Origin of the sequence: Bowmanella dokdonensis, assembly GCF_017254865.1 — a bacterium.
GTDB classification, from domain to species: Bacteria; Pseudomonadota; Gammaproteobacteria; order Enterobacterales; family Alteromonadaceae; genus Bowmanella; species Bowmanella dokdonensis.
Window position 1 is genome coordinate 461,178 of sequence record NZ_JAFKCV010000003.1, and the last position, 13,882, is coordinate 475,059.

Consider the following 13,882-nt stretch of genomic DNA (forward strand, 5'->3'; position numbering starts at 1 on the left):
GCAGGCTGGCCGCGCAGCGGCAAAGTACAGGAGGTACTTTGCAATCCCCATGCAGAGGCAAACACGGTTATCGCTCGCCAGAGCGGGGGCTTTTTATTTGTTGTTTCCGCGTGGGATGACGAACCCCTCGGTTCGACTGGTTCGTCTGGAGCGAACCAGGACAGCCGCAGGCTGGCCGCGCAGCGGCAAAGTACAGGAGGTACTTTGCAATCCCCATGCAGAGGCAAACACGGTTATCGCTCGCCAGAGCGGGGGCTTTTTATTTGTTGTTTCCGCGTGGGATGACGAACCCCCGGTTCGACTGGTTCGTCTGGAGCGAACCAGGACAGCCGCAGGCTGGCCGCGCAGCGGCAAAGTACAGGAGGTACTTTGCAATCCCCATGCAGAGGCAAACACGGTTATCGACCGCACAGAGCGGGGGCTTTTTATTTGTTGTTTCCGCGTGGGATGACGAGCCCCTGGGTTCGACTGGTTCCTTCCCCCTCTTTTTGGATTCATCTATATTCATTCAACTGGATCAGTTAACTGGGATCAGAAAGGAATTGCCATGCAAGCCAAGAATAAGAACCAGGCTACCGATGCCGATGTACCTACTTTTATCGAGGCACTTGAAGACCCGCAGCAAAAGCAGGATAGCCTGGCCCTGCTGACCATGATGGAAGAAATCACTGCTGAACCAGCCAGGATGTGGGGGCCAGGCATCATAGGTTTTGGTCGCTACCATTATCGTTATGAGTCAGGCAGGGAAGGGGACTTTATGCGCGTCGGCTTTTCGCCGCGAAAGGGCAAGCTGGCGCTGTATATTATTCCTGGTTTTGAACCCTTTTCGGCAATACTGCAGAAGCTTGGCAAGCACAGCACCGGCAAATCCTGTCTGTATATCAAATCACTCTCGGCAGTGGATCAGCAGGCATTGAAGGAACTGCTGCACGCCTCCGTGCTTGAAATGGAACGCCGCTATCCCCGTCAGTGAATGGATTGGTATAATGGCCCCATTACCTTGTTGAATGTTTCGGAAACTGCCATGCCTGCCACCTCCCTTTCTCCTGAGTCTTTGCTGACTGCCAGCGCTGAAGAGCGCGCCGAATACTGTTTTATGCAGGCCGTCAACCAGCAGCTTGTCTGGGGGCTGGAGGCGGAACACGGCTGGGTGATGCTCAGTGCCGAAGGGGATGCCTGCACCCCGTTGTTTCCAGATGCACAAACGGCGGCACTCTGGTCTGCCACCCAGTACCCGCAAGCCCGACCCAAGCCGATTAAACTGGATGAGCTGCTAAGCAGATGGTTTGTGCTCTGGCAACCTGACGAGGTCATGCTGATGCTGTTTCCGGTGGCAAATGAAGAAGAAGGCATATTGGTGCAGACTGAAGAATTTACCCAGGCGCTGAAAGAAGAGCAAGGCGGACAGTGACAGCGAATATCGCAACAGTGGGGCTGGGTGACACCGAGCCGCAACTTGCTGTTTATATTGCCAATCGCCCCGGTCTGACCGAATACCAGGCACTGGCGGCGCAGCGGCCTCTGCTGGCGGGGGAGATCGCTTGTATCGGCCAGGCCTGCGGTAATGGCTGGCGTAAAGTCTTTAACGTCTATGCAAAGTTGTTGTTTGCCCTGCGGGCGGCAGGCCTGGATTTGGTCCGGAGTCAACAGCGCTGGCAACATTACCGGGACCACAGGTTGTTGCAGCAGGGTTCAGGAACTGCTTTGCAATTCTCTGCGCCGATGCTCGGTTTCTCCCGTCCCCGGATACAAATTATCTGTGGGCGAACCTACGCCAACCTGTTGGATGAACAGCATGGCCTGGGCTTGCAGTGGCTGGACCGGCAATTTGCCGTACAGCCAACATTTGGGCTGTTCGTCTGTCCTTATTTTGATTATCGCCAGTTGTCGGATTGCAAGATTCTCCATCTGGTAGAGCTGATCACCTGCTATCAGTTAAAGCAGCCAACAGAGGCACACCCATGAATTCGCTACAAGACAGGCTGTTGGGGGCTAAAGGCTGGGATGAACAGATGCGGGAACTGATGCTGGGGTCCCGTCAGTTGGCTGTGTTGCCGGAGCCGGACAGGCAGGCAGAATACGAATTGCAAGGCTGTGAAAGCCAGGTCTGGCTGAAATGCCAGATCAGCGATGGGCGACTGCACTTGTGGGCCTGGTCCACCAGTAAAATCGTCCGGGGTCTGCTGGCAGTTATGTTTGAGCCCCTGCAGGACAATTCCCCTGAGTTTGTCTGTCAGTTTGATATGGCGTCCTATCTGCAGTCTCTGGGTTTAGCCCGCCATTTGAGTCAGTCCCGCAGCAACGGTCTGCAGGCTGTTATGGAGGAAATTCGCCGTAACTGCCGATAAGTTTTGATTTTATCGGTATCCGCGATAGGCTGGCCACTTAACCTCAAGGATGACACCGGTATGGATTCTCTCGTTCCTCCCCACTCTGAGCCAAGCAAGCCTGAACTGAAACCGGTCGAAGAAGGACAGCGTCTGGATGTGCTGGATATTCTGCGCGGTTTTGCCCTGCTGGGTATCCTGTTTATGAATGTGGAGTGGTTCAACCGCCCCATGACTCTGTTGGGTAGTGCCGATCCGTCACTGACCGGCTGGGATCATACCAGTGCCTGGCTGATCCGGCTGTTTGTGGAAGGTAAGTTTTATAAGCTCTTTGCCCTGCTATTCGGCATGGGCTTTGCCGTGATGCTGAACAAGGCCCTGATGGCCGGCAAGCCTTTTACCGGCTGGTTCAGCAGACGTATGGGGATCCTGTTCCTGTTTGGCTTCGCCCATATGGTATTTCTCTGGGGTGGGGATATTCTGCATGACTATGCCATTGCCGGCTTTATGCTGATGGGCCTGATCATGTTGCTGCAAACCGACAGGTTCCGACGTTTTAATCGGCCTTCACGTCTTTTGAAGCTGGCTCTTTTCTGGTTGGGCTTGCCTGTCGTCGCTATGCTGGCATTGGCAATCCTGCTTGGGGCATCCAGCGACAATCAGGATCTGCAAAGGGAATGGCAGGATGAAAAGGCCTTGAATGCCAAGGTGCAGATTCTGCTCAGTCAGAAAGACGCCGCCTTGGAGAAACAGGCAGACCAGGTACAAGAGAATGAAGCTGAGCCTGAGAAGGGGGCGTTGGCGGCAATAGAGCAGGATGCCAGGGAACTGGCCGGGGCTAAAAGAGAGGAAGAACAGCAGCAGGCTGAGGAAATTCAGGCCCTCAGTGAAGGCAGCTACTGGCAGGCAACCCGTCATCGTGCACAATACGCCCTGCTGAGTCTGGCCTATAGCCCGCTGCTGGCTGTGCTGCTTTTTGTGCCTTTATTTCTGCTGGGTTACTGGCTGATCCTGTCTCAACGCATCGTCCGCTACCGTCAGTATCAGGGGTTTTATCGGATACTCGCCTGGTGGGGAACCAGTACCGGCCTGTTGATGGCGGTACCGGCTCTGATGTTGCTGCACCACCCTGTGGCTGAACAGGCAGAGTTTGTCCGTGTACTGGCTGACGGCTTGTTCTTTGCCAGTCAGTACTTTATGACGGCGGGTTATCTGGGCCTGATAATGCGTGCGCTGACCTGGCCGGCCTGGCGCCGGTTGTTGCAGGTTCTGGCCCCCTTCGGGCGTATGGCGCTGACCCATTATCTGTTGCAGTCGCTGATACTGAGCAGCCTGTTTTACGGCTATGGGGCGGGACTTTACGGACAACTGGGCAGAAGCTGGGAGCTGCTGCTATGTCTGCTGGTAGTAGCGGTGCAGGTGCCACTGAGTCACTGGTGGCTGAAACACTTTCGTTTCGGGCCCATGGAATGGTTATGGCGCTGTCTGAGTTACCAACAATGGCAACCCATGCGGCGTTAGTCCGTCTGTCCGCTTTCCTGTCGCTGCCGTTTTTGCAGATACTTGTCCACGGTCCTGGCGGCGGCAACAAATCCGAAGGTGCCGGTGACCGCCACGGCGGCGCCAAAGCCTGAACGGCAGTCCAGTCTGACGCTGCCCTCGCCGAGGCTCTTGGTTTCACAGACAGTGCCGTCAGCCTGCGGGTACTTCAACTGCTCAGTGGAAAAGACGCAGTCGACGGCAAATCGCCGCTGGGGATTACTGGTAAATCCATACTGGCGTCTGAGCTGTGCCCGGACCTTGGCGGCAAGCGGATCCTGAGTGGTTTTTGCCAGATCGGCCACCGACACCTGAGTGGGGTCGGTCTGGCCGCCGGCGCCGCCCACCGTCAACACCGGAATCTTGCGTCTTTTACAATGGGCAATAATGGCTGCTTTGGCTTTGACCGAATCGGTGGCGTCAATAACATAGTCAAATTTCTGCAGGTATTCTGCGCAATTGTCCGGGGTCACGAAGTCCTCAATACAATGGACCAGGCAGTCAGGATTGATCAGACGGATGCGTTCAGCCATGACCTCGACCTTGCTGTTCCCTACCGTTGGCAGCATGGCATGGATTTGGCGATTGGTGTTGGTGGTGCAGATATCGTCCAGGTCGATCAGGGTCAGGTTTCCCACTGCAGTGCGCGCAAATGCCTCGGCCACCCAGGAACCGACTCCGCCGATGCCCACCACGCAAAAATGCGCCTCACGCAACCAGTCTGTCTGCTGGTTGCCGTAAAGACGGCGGGTCCCGCCGAAACGTTGCTCAAATCCACTCATTTACCACCCCTCAAATTGCCGGTGCGCAGTTTAGCACACAGAGCGGGGCGGATTGGAGGCCCATGCCGCTGAGGGACCTCCTTCCTCTGCTTGATGGAAATGCCTTGCCGTGGCAGATCAAATTCTGTCAAACTCTTTTACATGCTGATTAGGATTTGCTTCAGCATGTAAATAAACTATAGTTAAATCATATGGTTATTTTTTGGTCCGATTCTTGAATTAATTCAATTGTTACGGAACTGAATAAGTAGGGATACGTACTTGGAGTTCTTGATGTTTAAGAAAGTAATGTGCCTGTTCGGCTTCGCCCTTGTTTCTATGCAATCCCATGCAGCCCTGATCTGGGCGGATTTCAAGATAACGGGTTCCAGCGACGGAGAGTCAGCGGATCTGGTGGTCTATCAGAATTTTAATCAATCCATCGGCATAGGGCTGGAGTTGGGGGCGGCAAACCTGACCAGCCGCAATTCCCTGTTGGATGATCCCCAGATGACAGTCGATCTGAATCTGGCCAATCTGTTGCAGGTCACAACAGGCCCCTTTGAAGAGTTAAGCGGGACCTTTCAAAAGTTCGAACTGTCCATCTTCAATATTGTCTTCAGTGAGGCAGGGGAGTCCTTAAGTGCCCTTTCCCTGCTGGCTGACTCGGATCAACTGGCTTGTTATTTTGATTATCTGGACTGGCAATCAGGCTGTCAGTCACTTATTCCCAGCTTGTCATTTGGCCAGAACTTTCTGACCATCACCTGGGAACATTTTGAGAACACTTTCAGCTTCAATCCTGAGCAGAGCATGCGCTTCCAGATTGGCACCTCCATCGACAATGAACCGGCGCTGGTGTCTGAACCGGCAGCTTTGCTGATTTTCTCTTTTGCTCTGGTACTGATGGGCTATAATCGACGTAAATTCCTGCAATAAAATGTCATTCTCCAATGTCATTGTGTGCCCTGCTGATGCAGGGTTTTTTTTGTCAGGACGGCAAGGACAAGCTCAATCTGAAGGGTATAAAAAAGCCTGCATCGGCAGGCTTTGTTCAGGGTTAATCGACGAGTCCGGGTTACAGGACAGCCACCAGTGCTTCAGCAATATAGTCCACATTCTGATGACTGATACCGGCAATATTGACCCGGCTGGAGTCGACAAAATAGATGGCATAGTCGCTGCGCATCTTCCTGACCTGCTCCGGGCTGATACAGAGATAGGAAAACATGCCTTTTTGCTGGTTGACGAATTTGAAATCCAGGCTGGCGTCCTTTTCCCGGATTTTATTGACCAGCAGGCGACGCAGGGTCTTCATGCGGTCACGCATGGCATCCACTTCGCCCAGCCATTCCTGCCTGAGCTCCTGGCTGTTGAGAATAATATCCACCAGTGCGCCCCCATAGGAGGGAGGCATGGAATAAATACCCCGCGCAATGGCCTGGATCTGGGTTTGCAGGGCATCACGGACCTTACTGTTGGCGCCGATCATGGCAGCCAGGCCGACCCTTTCACGGTACAGGCCGAAGTTCTTTGAACAGGAGGCCGCCACGATCACTTCAGGCAGATTGTCGGCCAGAAGGCGCAGGCCATAGACATCATCCTCAACACCATCACCGAACCCTTGATAGGCAATATCCAGAAACGGCAGGAATTCTTTTTTCTGGGCCAGCTCCAGCACCGCATGCCATTGTTCTCTACTCAGGTCCGCCCCGGTAGGGTTGTGACAGCAACCATGCAGCAGTACCACATCGCCTTTTTTCACATGCTGCAGGCATTCCATCATCTCATCGAACTTAACGCCGGCTTTTTCCCGGTCGAAATAGGGGTAGGTCTCAATTTTCAGTCCTGTACTGCCAATCAGGGGGATATGGTTGGCCCAGGTCGGGTCGCTGACCCAGACGGTCAAATCACCGTTGCAGCGCTTGAGCAACTCAGACAGGATCCTCAGTGCACCGCAGCCACCGGGCGCCTGGACGGCGGCTATCCGCTGTTCGATCAGGGTTTTGTGGCCTTTGCCAAGCAGCAGTTCCAGCATGCCATCGATAAAGCCCTGCACACCCTGCGGGCTGATATAGGTTTTGGAATCTTCGTTGGCCAGCAGAATCTTCTGCGCCTTGGCCACCGCATTAAGGATCGGCGTGCGACCCTGCTCATCCTTGTAAACACCCACCCCCAAATCGACTTTTTTGGGGTTGGTATCCTGCTTGAACGCAGCTGACAGGCCAAGAATCGGATCGGCGGGTAACTGTGGAAGCACTTCTAACATGGTATCCCTCTAATTTCAGTTGCCGGAAGGCAAGGGTGTGGCGGCACAAGGCGCATATTATGCCAGCCGTGGCGCAAAATTCGAGATACAAATCATGCTATTTAGGCTTAATTTATGCTGAAAGTATCAGGTTCATGACGATCTCAGCTTGCATTTCGCCCCGGTTGTCGAAGGTGCGTTCCAGCCACCTGGCTCTGCCTCGTCTGTCGACCAGTAGCAGGGTAGAGGAACGGGTACCATATTCTTCCCCGCGAATAAAAATGGAAGACAGCCTTTGCTCCCATTCCATAGATACGCCGGTATTGGGCAGCATGTGATCTGGGGCGCGGGTTTCGTCCCGTAACAAGGCAAACAGGCTGTCTGTGTCCGGATTTTCCTGTCGGCAGTGATCAGCCAGTTTTTCCACGCCCAGGCTGGTTTTCGGCCAGACACTGTGGATGTCGGCATTGGACAGACCATGGACGCCTTTTTCCAGTCTTACCGTCTGATCCAGATGATTATTGTATATCCACAGATCGGTCAGTCGACCAAACAGCAGGTTAAAGCCGTTGTATTGGTTTCTGCTGCTGCTCAGCGTTTGCTGATACTCAACTGGGGTCTGGCTGCCGGTCAGGTATCCGGTAACCAGATGGCCGCGGCTGTGTTTTTCCGACTCCACCCGGGCAGGGTTGCGGATATTGGTCAGGGCGGCCAGACGGCCTGTGGTGGTCAGGCCCATCCAACTGCCGCCTGCTTCTAAATCCCGTCCTGCCAGCAACTGCGGATGCTCTGGCCAGAATCCCGACATTCGGGTGGGGCGGGCAAAAAACTCGTCCCGGTTGGCGGCCAGGAGCAGCGGGTAATCCTGGTGCTGCTCAACCGCCACGAACAGAATGCACATCAGTCCTTGTCCCTGGCTTTGGCGGCCTTGTCATAACTGTTGTGTAACTGTTCGATGAAGGCCTCACTGTTGACACCCTGGCCAACGGCATAGTCATCAGGCATCAACAGGAAGCGGTAGACGGGGCGGGGGGAGAAGTCGGCCTGTTTGACCTGATGCCAGCCCATCACCAGGGAGACAAATATCAGGCTGCAGCCAAGGGCAATTCTGTTGCGCCTGGCGGTGGACTGATGGAAAGCAATGAGCAGGCTTAACCACAGCAGAGAGAAAAACACCAAGCCCATGACGATCAGCTCAAGCAGATTCCAGGCTGGCATCTGAGGAAAGTTAAACCTGAACCATTGATTGGTCAGCGACAATCCCACGGTAAGCAGCGCGAACAGCCAGATGAGGGAGTATTGGCTGGCCAGGCGAGCCTCCTGCTTCTGCAATCGCGCCAGCAAGCCAAACAGCAAAGGCCAGGCCGACAGCAACAAAAATTCGCTCAGTAACCGGGGCAGCATCTGCCCTATTTCAAAATCGACAAAGGTATTCTGGTAGGCCTGATAGGTCAGGGTGAGGGCATAGATAAAGGCCAGCAGCAAGGCAAAGCGCCAGTGCGACAGCACGGCCAGCCTGGATTCTATCGGGCTGAGTCTGAGCGTCGGCTCAACAGCCTGGCTGGAGTCGAACAGCCTGAGCCGGGTTTTACCCAGGGAGATCACATCGGAGTGTTTAAGGATGGCCTGTTTCGCCGGCTTGCCGTTTATCAGCAGCCCGTTGACCGAATCCCTGTCATGGATTTGGATCTCTCCACTATGGGGATCCTGCTCGATATGCAGGTGCTCCGGGCATACATAAGGATCATCCAGACAGATATCGTTGCTGTAGCTGCGGCCGACGGACACACTGGGCTTGTCAAACAGGTAATGCTTGACCATTTTGTCGTTGGCTGCGAGTTTCTCTATCACTATTGCCATGCCAGCGCCTCCACAAAATGGCGTGTGAAAATCAGGCTTAACTCGCGTGTCACCCCGGCCAGGGTGAAGTGACTGATCAGGCCCTGCCTGTCTCTGTCATAACTGGCTCCGAGAATGAGCACATCATAGAGCTGGCTAAAGTCCTTATAGGCACGGGTGCAGAAAACAAAACGCAACTTCATGCCGCTGTTGTTGATCATCCGCTGCTGCTGGCACTGGAAACTGGTGACCGATTCCTTGCCGGCATTATTGCCGGGCCCCACGTTCTGCAGACCCTGCTCGTACAGGTTGTAAAATGCGGTGGAGGAGAGCTTGTCGGACGTCAGCCATTCGTATTCGATTTCCAGGGTGCCGGTGCGAAGCTGGCTGTGTAAAAAGATTTCTTCTTCCAGCCGGCAGCGTTTCTGCACAGTCAGGTACTGAGCACTCTTATCGTTGGCGTTGGAATTACCCCAGCAGGGCAGAAAATTGACCACTTCTCCTGCCACCTGGGCCTGGCCCAGAGACGCCAGTTGCCAGGGCGTTTGGGTGAAGGCCGTTAACAGGCGGGTCTGATTGTCGATCAGTTGCTGCTGTATATCGGCCAGAAAATCCTCAGGCACCTGCTCAGACGTGCTGGCAACCAGCTTTTGCAAGGGTTCAAGGGGCACCAGAAAACCAATCTGGTTGCCGGCGGTTGCCACATTGACGCCCACCACCTGACCCATGGCATTGACCGTAGGTCCTCCGCTCATCCCAGGGTTGATGGAACCGGTGAAATGGATCTTCTGGTTGAAGCTGTTTTTCTTCAGGCCGTTATAGGTGCCGGGCACCACGATCATGCCCAAATCATGGGGGTTACCCAGAGAATAGATGCCATCACCCTGGGATGGCAGGCTGGCGGCTAAATCGAAATGCACCGGCTGACCCGGATCGCGCCTGACCAGCGCCAGATCGTTTACCACGTCTATCTGCTGCAAACTCAGCAGGCCACTTTGGCCATCCTGGCTGAGGTATTCGATACGGTACTTCTCCGGGTAGAATACCGAATCGGAGATCACATGATAGTTGGTGACAATCAGGCCGTCCCTGCTGACCTGAAAACCTGAGCCGATGGAGGACTTGTTACCCGATTCCACCTCGATCATCCGAATCTGGTACAGGGCGGGTTGAAAATGGCCGAACAGGTCTTTGGCACTTTCCTGGGCCTGGCCCGTCAGGGTCACCAGCCACAGGCATAAAAACAGCAGCCGGCAGCGTCCCGCCGGCAAAAGAGTCAATCTCATTATCGTCCTGAATGTTAACCATACAACTGCGTATGCACTGCATTGTGCCTGAGCCTGTGGGGCAATTCCATTATTCCGGCGACAGCGGACTCGACAAGCCAGTCCGCTTGCACCATGATCCCAGCCAATGCAGTCTTGAGAACGTATCGATGGCGGACCATCCACTGAATATTCCCCCCATTGGCGAACGGGTACCACGACAGGGTAATGCGTTTACTCACTGGCTGGGGCTTCGGGTACTTGGCTGGCTCGGCTGGAAGATGGAAGGGGAGTTTCCCAACCTGGATAAATGTGTGGCCTGTGTGGCCCCCCATACTTCGAACTGGGACTTTGTCATTGCCCTGGCAACCGCCTTTGCCTTACGCCTGAAAATCTCCTTTTTGGGCAAGCACAGCCTGTTCAAAGGTCCGCTCGGCTGGTGGATGCGCCGTATTGGCGGCATCGCCGTGAACCGTTCGTCCACCCATGGAATTGTGGGGCAGGTCAGCGAACAGTTCGCCGGCCAGCCGATGATCCTGGGGATTGCCCCTGAGGGCACCCGCAAGAAAGTCCCAGAGTGGAAATCAGGCTTTCTGCATATCGCCAGGGCGGCCAATGTGCCCGTCCTGCTTATTTATTTAGATTATAAAAAGAAAGTAATTGGATTTGGCCCCGCGATGGAAATAGGCGATGATATAGCCGTAGAGATGGCTAAAATAAGATCCTTCTATGCCAGGGTCCATGCGCGCCATCCGCATCTTGCCTGAACCCAGGTACAAAGAGTAATAAAAGGCTTTTGCAGTAGGTAAAGCGTCTGCAAAATTGCTGAACAAGGGGTAAGTTTTGGAATTTAAAGGTTTTACCACCAAGTTGGTGCACACGGACAGGCTGCTGAATTCACCACAGGATGGCGCCGTTCATCAGCCGACCAGCAATTCGGTACTGTTTGAATACAAACGCGTGGAAGACCTGGTGGATGTATTCCAGGGACGCAGTAACGGACATGCTTATTCCAGGCAGTCGTCGGGCTCCATCAACGCCCTGCAGAATATGCTGGCCAGCATGGAAGGGGGCATCGGCGCCCTGACTTTCGCCTCGGGGATGGCGGCCATTACCACCTGTTTGCTGTCTTTGCTCAAGCAGGGGGACCATCTGATCCTCAGTCAGTTTCTGTTCGGTAATACCAACAGTTTTGCCAATACACTGCGTGGGTTTGGCATAGAAGTGAGTCTGGTGGATGTGACGGATGTTAATCAGGTCAAGCAGGCCGTTCAGCCCAATACCCGGGCCCTGTACCTTGAGACCATCGCCAATCCGGTAACCCAGGTGGCCGATTTGAACGCCATTGGCCGTTTATGTGAAGAGCTGGGGTTGTTGTATATGGTCGACAATACCATGACGCCGGCCTACTTATTCGACGCCAGGGCCGCCAGGGCCTCGTTGCTAGTGGGGTCACTGACCAAGTATATGGCAGGCCACGGTCATGTGCTGGGCGGGGCGGTCATCGACACCGGTCTGTTTGACTGGACCGATTTTCCTAATATTAACGAAGCCTATAAATCCCAGCCCTCCAATATGTGGGGATTGCTGCAGATCAAGAAGAAAGGGTTGCGGGATATGGGGGGCTGTCTCACACCGGATTCGGCCCATCTGATTTCCATCGGCATGGAAACCCTGGCCCTTCGCCTGGACAAGACCTGTGCCAATGCCCTGACCCTGGCGACCTATCTGTCCAGCCATCCCAAGGTGGCCAAGGTCTATTATCCGGGGCTGTCGGATCATCCCCAGCATCAGCTGGCCAGGGCCCAGTTCAGTCAATATGGTGGTATCCTGAGCCTGGATCTGGTGCCCGGTGCAGACTGTTTCGCTTTCCTGAACAGCCTTGAACTGGTCATCAATGCCACCCACCTGGGCGATACCCGCACCCTGGCCATCCCGGTAGCCCATACCATTTATTATGAGATGGGAGCAGAGCAGCGGGCCAGAATGGCGATCAGTGACAATATGATCCGTCTGAGTATCGGTATCGAGGATATCGACGATATTATTGCCGATTTCGAGCAGGCGTTGGCTTCGGTCTGAATCCTAACGGGCAGGGGCGGTAGTAGTGGCGTAGCACAAGGCTGTGTTAATCTGCCTGTAACGGGCAGAAAGAGGAAGGCGTCATGAGCGAGGCGATCGGCCTACTGTTGGTGATCGGCGCACTGCTGGTCTTCAGCATTCTGGCCAGCGTGTTATCCAACCGGCTCGGCGCCCCGCTGCTGCTGGTATTCCTGTGCATCGGCATGCTTGCCGGTGAGGACGGCCTGCTCGGAATCGAATTCGACAACCCCCAGCTTGCATTTTTAATCGGCTCTACCGCCTTGGCCATTATTTTGTTCGACGGCGGCATGCGCACCCACAGGGACAGGTTCCGGGTCGCTTTGTGGCCCGCCATCAGTCTATCCACCCTGGGGGTCGCCCTGACCTGCACCATTACCGCTGCCGGGGCGGTGTATTTGTTTGATCTGCCATGGACAGTGGCGTTGTTGATTGGTGCGTTACTGAGTTCTACCGATGCCGCAGCCGTGTTTGGTATTTTTCAGTCCCGGGGGGTGGAGCTGAAACAGCGGGTGGCCTCAACCCTGGAAATCGAATCCGGTACTAACGACCCCATGGCGGTCATACTGACGATGACGCTGACGGCGGCCGTGGCCAACGGCGCAGAATTGAGCGTGTTACCCCTGGGGCAGGCGGTGATCTGGCAGCTTGTACTTGGTTTGCTAAGCGGATGGCTGGGGGGCCAGGGCTTTATCCTGATGGCCAGGAAGGTGCCGCTGAGTTTTACTTTTCTGCCGATTCTGGCCGCTTCCAGCGCCATTCTGGTTTTCGCTCTGACCACCCGACTGGGAGGCAGCGGTTTTCTGGCCGTTTATCTGATGGGCTATCTGATTGGCAACGCCAGGCTGGCGCAATTGGTGCACATACTGCAGGTGCAGGATGGCCTTACCTGGCTGGGCCAGATACTGATGTTTCTCATCCTGGGGTTGTTGGTGACACCGTCTCACCTGATTGAGCATGCGTTTATGTCTCTGTGTGTGGCCCTGGTGTTGATCTTCCTGGCTCGGCCCCTGGCTACCCTGATTTGTCTGCTGCCATTTGCCTTCCCCTGGCGGGAACAGCTGTTTATCAGCTGGGTAGGGCTCAGGGGGGCCGTCCCTATTATCCTGGCGTTGTTTCCCTGGCTGTCTGGGTTGCCGGATCAGGCGCTTTACTTCGACGTGGCCTTTTTCGTCGTGCTGGTATCACTGTTGTTGCAGGGCTGGACCATGACGCCCCTGGCCCGCTATCTGGGCCTTGAAGTGCCACCCCAGCCCCAGCCCAGACAGACGATCCCGCTGGAGTCCATCGGCAGTCAGGATCCCCTCGAAGCCTGGGAGTTTCCCATCACCAGGGAATGTCCCGCTTATGAACACAAGTGGTCTGAGCTGAATTTTGTCAGTCCGCTGGCTTTTCTTGGTGTCGTTCGTGACGATCAATGGCTGCCGCCTAAAAATACCATGCGACTGAGGGAGAATGATGTAGTGCTGGTAATGGGTAAAAGCGCGGATGTGGAGCATGTCAGTCGTGTGCTGGCAGCGGGGGGCAGCGGAAGTCAGTTGACGGAGAGTAACTTTTTTGGCGATTTCAGCCTGCATGGCGAGTTGACACTGGCAGAGTTGGCGGATTTCTATCCGTTGGGGCAACTCGACCTGCACACAGCCAGAATGAGTCTGTCTGAGTTCTTTATCCGCAGATTTCACCGCAGGGTGGTGGTCGGGGACAGATTGCGAGTAGGTGAAGTGATATTGACGGCCAGGCAGTTGGATAGTCAGGGTAATATCATTAACGTTGGCATCAAGCTGGGGGAAGAGGGGCCCTGAG

Annotated in this window: 14 protein-coding genes; 9 read left to right on the top strand and 5 right to left on the bottom strand. The window is 54.8% G+C overall.

The window, feature by feature from the left end:
• Positions 1–547 precede the first annotated feature (547 nt).
• From J0A66_RS08025 to J0A66_RS08045, 5 genes are read left to right on the top strand one after another with little or no spacing between them, the layout of a single operon-like run.
• Positions 548–973, top strand: coding sequence for a DUF1801 domain-containing protein (locus J0A66_RS08025; RefSeq protein ID WP_206573262.1), 426 nt, complete (start codon positions 548–550; stop codon positions 971–973).
• A gap of 51 nt (positions 974–1,024) precedes the next feature.
• Positions 1,025–1,411 carry a DUF2750 domain-containing protein gene (locus J0A66_RS08030; protein WP_206573263.1) on the top strand — a complete coding sequence of 129 codons (387 nt, stop codon included), beginning with the start codon at positions 1,025–1,027 and terminating at the stop codon, positions 1,409–1,411.
• On the top strand, positions 1,408–1,965 hold the full coding sequence (locus J0A66_RS08035; protein ID WP_338143873.1) for a DUF6942 family protein: 558 nt from the start codon (positions 1,408–1,410) through the stop codon (positions 1,963–1,965). Before J0A66_RS08030 ends, J0A66_RS08035 begins: the two co-directional genes overlap by 4 nt.
• Positions 1,962–2,348: a SufE family protein gene (locus tag J0A66_RS08040; protein ID WP_206573264.1), complete on the top strand. Its 387-nt coding sequence runs from the start codon at positions 1,962–1,964 to the stop codon at positions 2,346–2,348. The genes J0A66_RS08035 and J0A66_RS08040 overlap by 4 nt, the downstream gene beginning before the upstream one ends.
• 60 nt (positions 2,349–2,408) lie before the next feature.
• The gene (locus J0A66_RS08045) at positions 2,409–3,848 is read left to right on the top strand and encodes a DUF418 domain-containing protein (RefSeq protein ID WP_206573265.1); all 1,440 of its coding nucleotides are present in this window, start codon (positions 2,409–2,411) and stop codon (positions 3,846–3,848) included.
• On the opposite strand, the gene tcdA is transcribed toward J0A66_RS08045, so the two are convergent.
• A complete protein-coding gene (gene tcdA / locus J0A66_RS08050; protein WP_206573266.1) occupies positions 3,845–4,648 on the bottom strand; it encodes a tRNA cyclic N6-threonylcarbamoyladenosine(37) synthase TcdA in 804 nt (267 codons plus the stop codon). The two genes, J0A66_RS08045 and tcdA, sit on opposite strands and share 4 nt — an antisense overlap.
• Before the next feature lie 273 nt (positions 4,649–4,921).
• Between tcdA and J0A66_RS08055 the strand changes: the two genes are divergently transcribed.
• Positions 4,922–5,566: a hypothetical protein gene (locus J0A66_RS08055; protein ID WP_206573267.1), complete on the top strand. Its 645-nt coding sequence runs from the start codon at positions 4,922–4,924 to the stop codon at positions 5,564–5,566.
• A 139-nt stretch (positions 5,567–5,705) separates the two neighbouring features.
• Here the strand turns inward: J0A66_RS08055 and J0A66_RS08060 are convergent, their stop codons facing one another.
• The 4 genes from J0A66_RS08060 to J0A66_RS08075 all read right to left on the bottom strand — a co-directional run bounded on the left by J0A66_RS08060 (position 5,706) and on the right by J0A66_RS08075 (position 10,000).
• Positions 5,706–6,896 (bottom strand): amino acid aminotransferase, encoded by a 1,191-nt coding sequence (locus J0A66_RS08060; protein WP_206573268.1) that lies wholly within the window; start codon positions 6,894–6,896, stop codon positions 5,706–5,708.
• Between the two features lie 112 nt (positions 6,897–7,008).
• Positions 7,009–7,776, bottom strand: a complete 768-nt coding sequence (locus tag J0A66_RS08065) for an NRDE family protein (RefSeq protein ID WP_206573269.1) — start codon at positions 7,774–7,776, stop codon at positions 7,009–7,011.
• On the bottom strand, positions 7,776–8,735 hold the full coding sequence (locus J0A66_RS08070; protein WP_206573270.1) for an FHA domain-containing protein: 960 nt from the start codon (positions 8,733–8,735) through the stop codon (positions 7,776–7,778). The genes J0A66_RS08065 and J0A66_RS08070 overlap by 1 nt, the downstream gene beginning before the upstream one ends.
• Complete coding sequence (locus J0A66_RS08075) at positions 8,726–10,000, bottom strand: S1 family peptidase (RefSeq protein WP_206573271.1); 1,275 nt, start codon at positions 9,998–10,000, stop codon at positions 8,726–8,728. Before J0A66_RS08075 ends, J0A66_RS08070 begins: the two co-directional genes overlap by 10 nt.
• Before the next feature lie 11 nt (positions 10,001–10,011).
• Between J0A66_RS08075 and J0A66_RS08080 the strand changes: the two genes are divergently transcribed.
• From J0A66_RS08080 to J0A66_RS08090, 3 genes are all read left to right on the top strand, one after another.
• A complete protein-coding gene (locus tag J0A66_RS08080; RefSeq protein ID WP_241264069.1) occupies positions 10,012–10,746 on the top strand; it encodes a lysophospholipid acyltransferase family protein in 735 nt (244 codons plus the stop codon).
• Positions 10,747–10,822: 76 nt separating this feature from the next.
• A complete protein-coding gene (locus J0A66_RS08085; RefSeq protein ID WP_206573272.1) occupies positions 10,823–12,061 on the top strand; it encodes a cystathionine gamma-synthase family protein in 1,239 nt (412 codons plus the stop codon).
• Positions 12,062–12,144: 83 nt separating this feature from the next.
• Positions 12,145–13,881 carry a potassium/proton antiporter gene (locus J0A66_RS08090; protein ID WP_206573273.1) on the top strand — a complete coding sequence of 579 codons (1,737 nt, stop codon included), beginning with the start codon at positions 12,145–12,147 and terminating at the stop codon, positions 13,879–13,881.
• The last annotated feature ends 1 nt before the right edge of the window (position 13,882 follow it).

Excerpts from the sequence above, each read along its gene's own strand:
- J0A66_RS08065 (WP_206573269.1), bottom strand. The coding sequence starts at position 7,776 with ATGTGCATTCTGTTCGTGGCGGTTGAGCAGCACCAGGATTACCCGCTG.
- J0A66_RS08075 (WP_206573271.1), bottom strand. The coding sequence starts at position 10,000 with ATGAGATTGACTCTTTTGCCGGCGGGACGCTGCCGGCTGCTGTTTTTA.
- J0A66_RS08055 (WP_206573267.1), top strand. The coding sequence starts at position 4,922 with ATGTTTAAGAAAGTAATGTGCCTGTTCGGCTTCGCCCTTGTTTCTATG.
- tcdA (WP_206573266.1), bottom strand. The coding sequence starts at position 4,648 with ATGAGTGGATTTGAGCAACGTTTCGGCGGGACCCGCCGTCTTTACGGC.
- J0A66_RS08080 (WP_241264069.1), top strand. The coding sequence starts at position 10,012 with ATGTTAACCATACAACTGCGTATGCACTGCATTGTGCCTGAGCCTGTG.
- J0A66_RS08025 (WP_206573262.1), top strand. The coding sequence starts at position 548 with ATGCAAGCCAAGAATAAGAACCAGGCTACCGATGCCGATGTACCTACT.
- J0A66_RS08030 (WP_206573263.1), top strand. The coding sequence starts at position 1,025 with ATGCCTGCCACCTCCCTTTCTCCTGAGTCTTTGCTGACTGCCAGCGCT.
- J0A66_RS08090 (WP_206573273.1), top strand. The coding sequence starts at position 12,145 with ATGAGCGAGGCGATCGGCCTACTGTTGGTGATCGGCGCACTGCTGGTC.
- J0A66_RS08060 (WP_206573268.1), bottom strand. The coding sequence starts at position 6,896 with ATGTTAGAAGTGCTTCCACAGTTACCCGCCGATCCGATTCTTGGCCTG.
- J0A66_RS08045 (WP_206573265.1), top strand. The coding sequence starts at position 2,409 with ATGGATTCTCTCGTTCCTCCCCACTCTGAGCCAAGCAAGCCTGAACTG.
- J0A66_RS08070 (WP_206573270.1), bottom strand. The coding sequence starts at position 8,735 with ATGGCAATAGTGATAGAGAAACTCGCAGCCAACGACAAAATGGTCAAG.
- J0A66_RS08040 (WP_206573264.1), top strand. The coding sequence starts at position 1,962 with ATGAATTCGCTACAAGACAGGCTGTTGGGGGCTAAAGGCTGGGATGAA.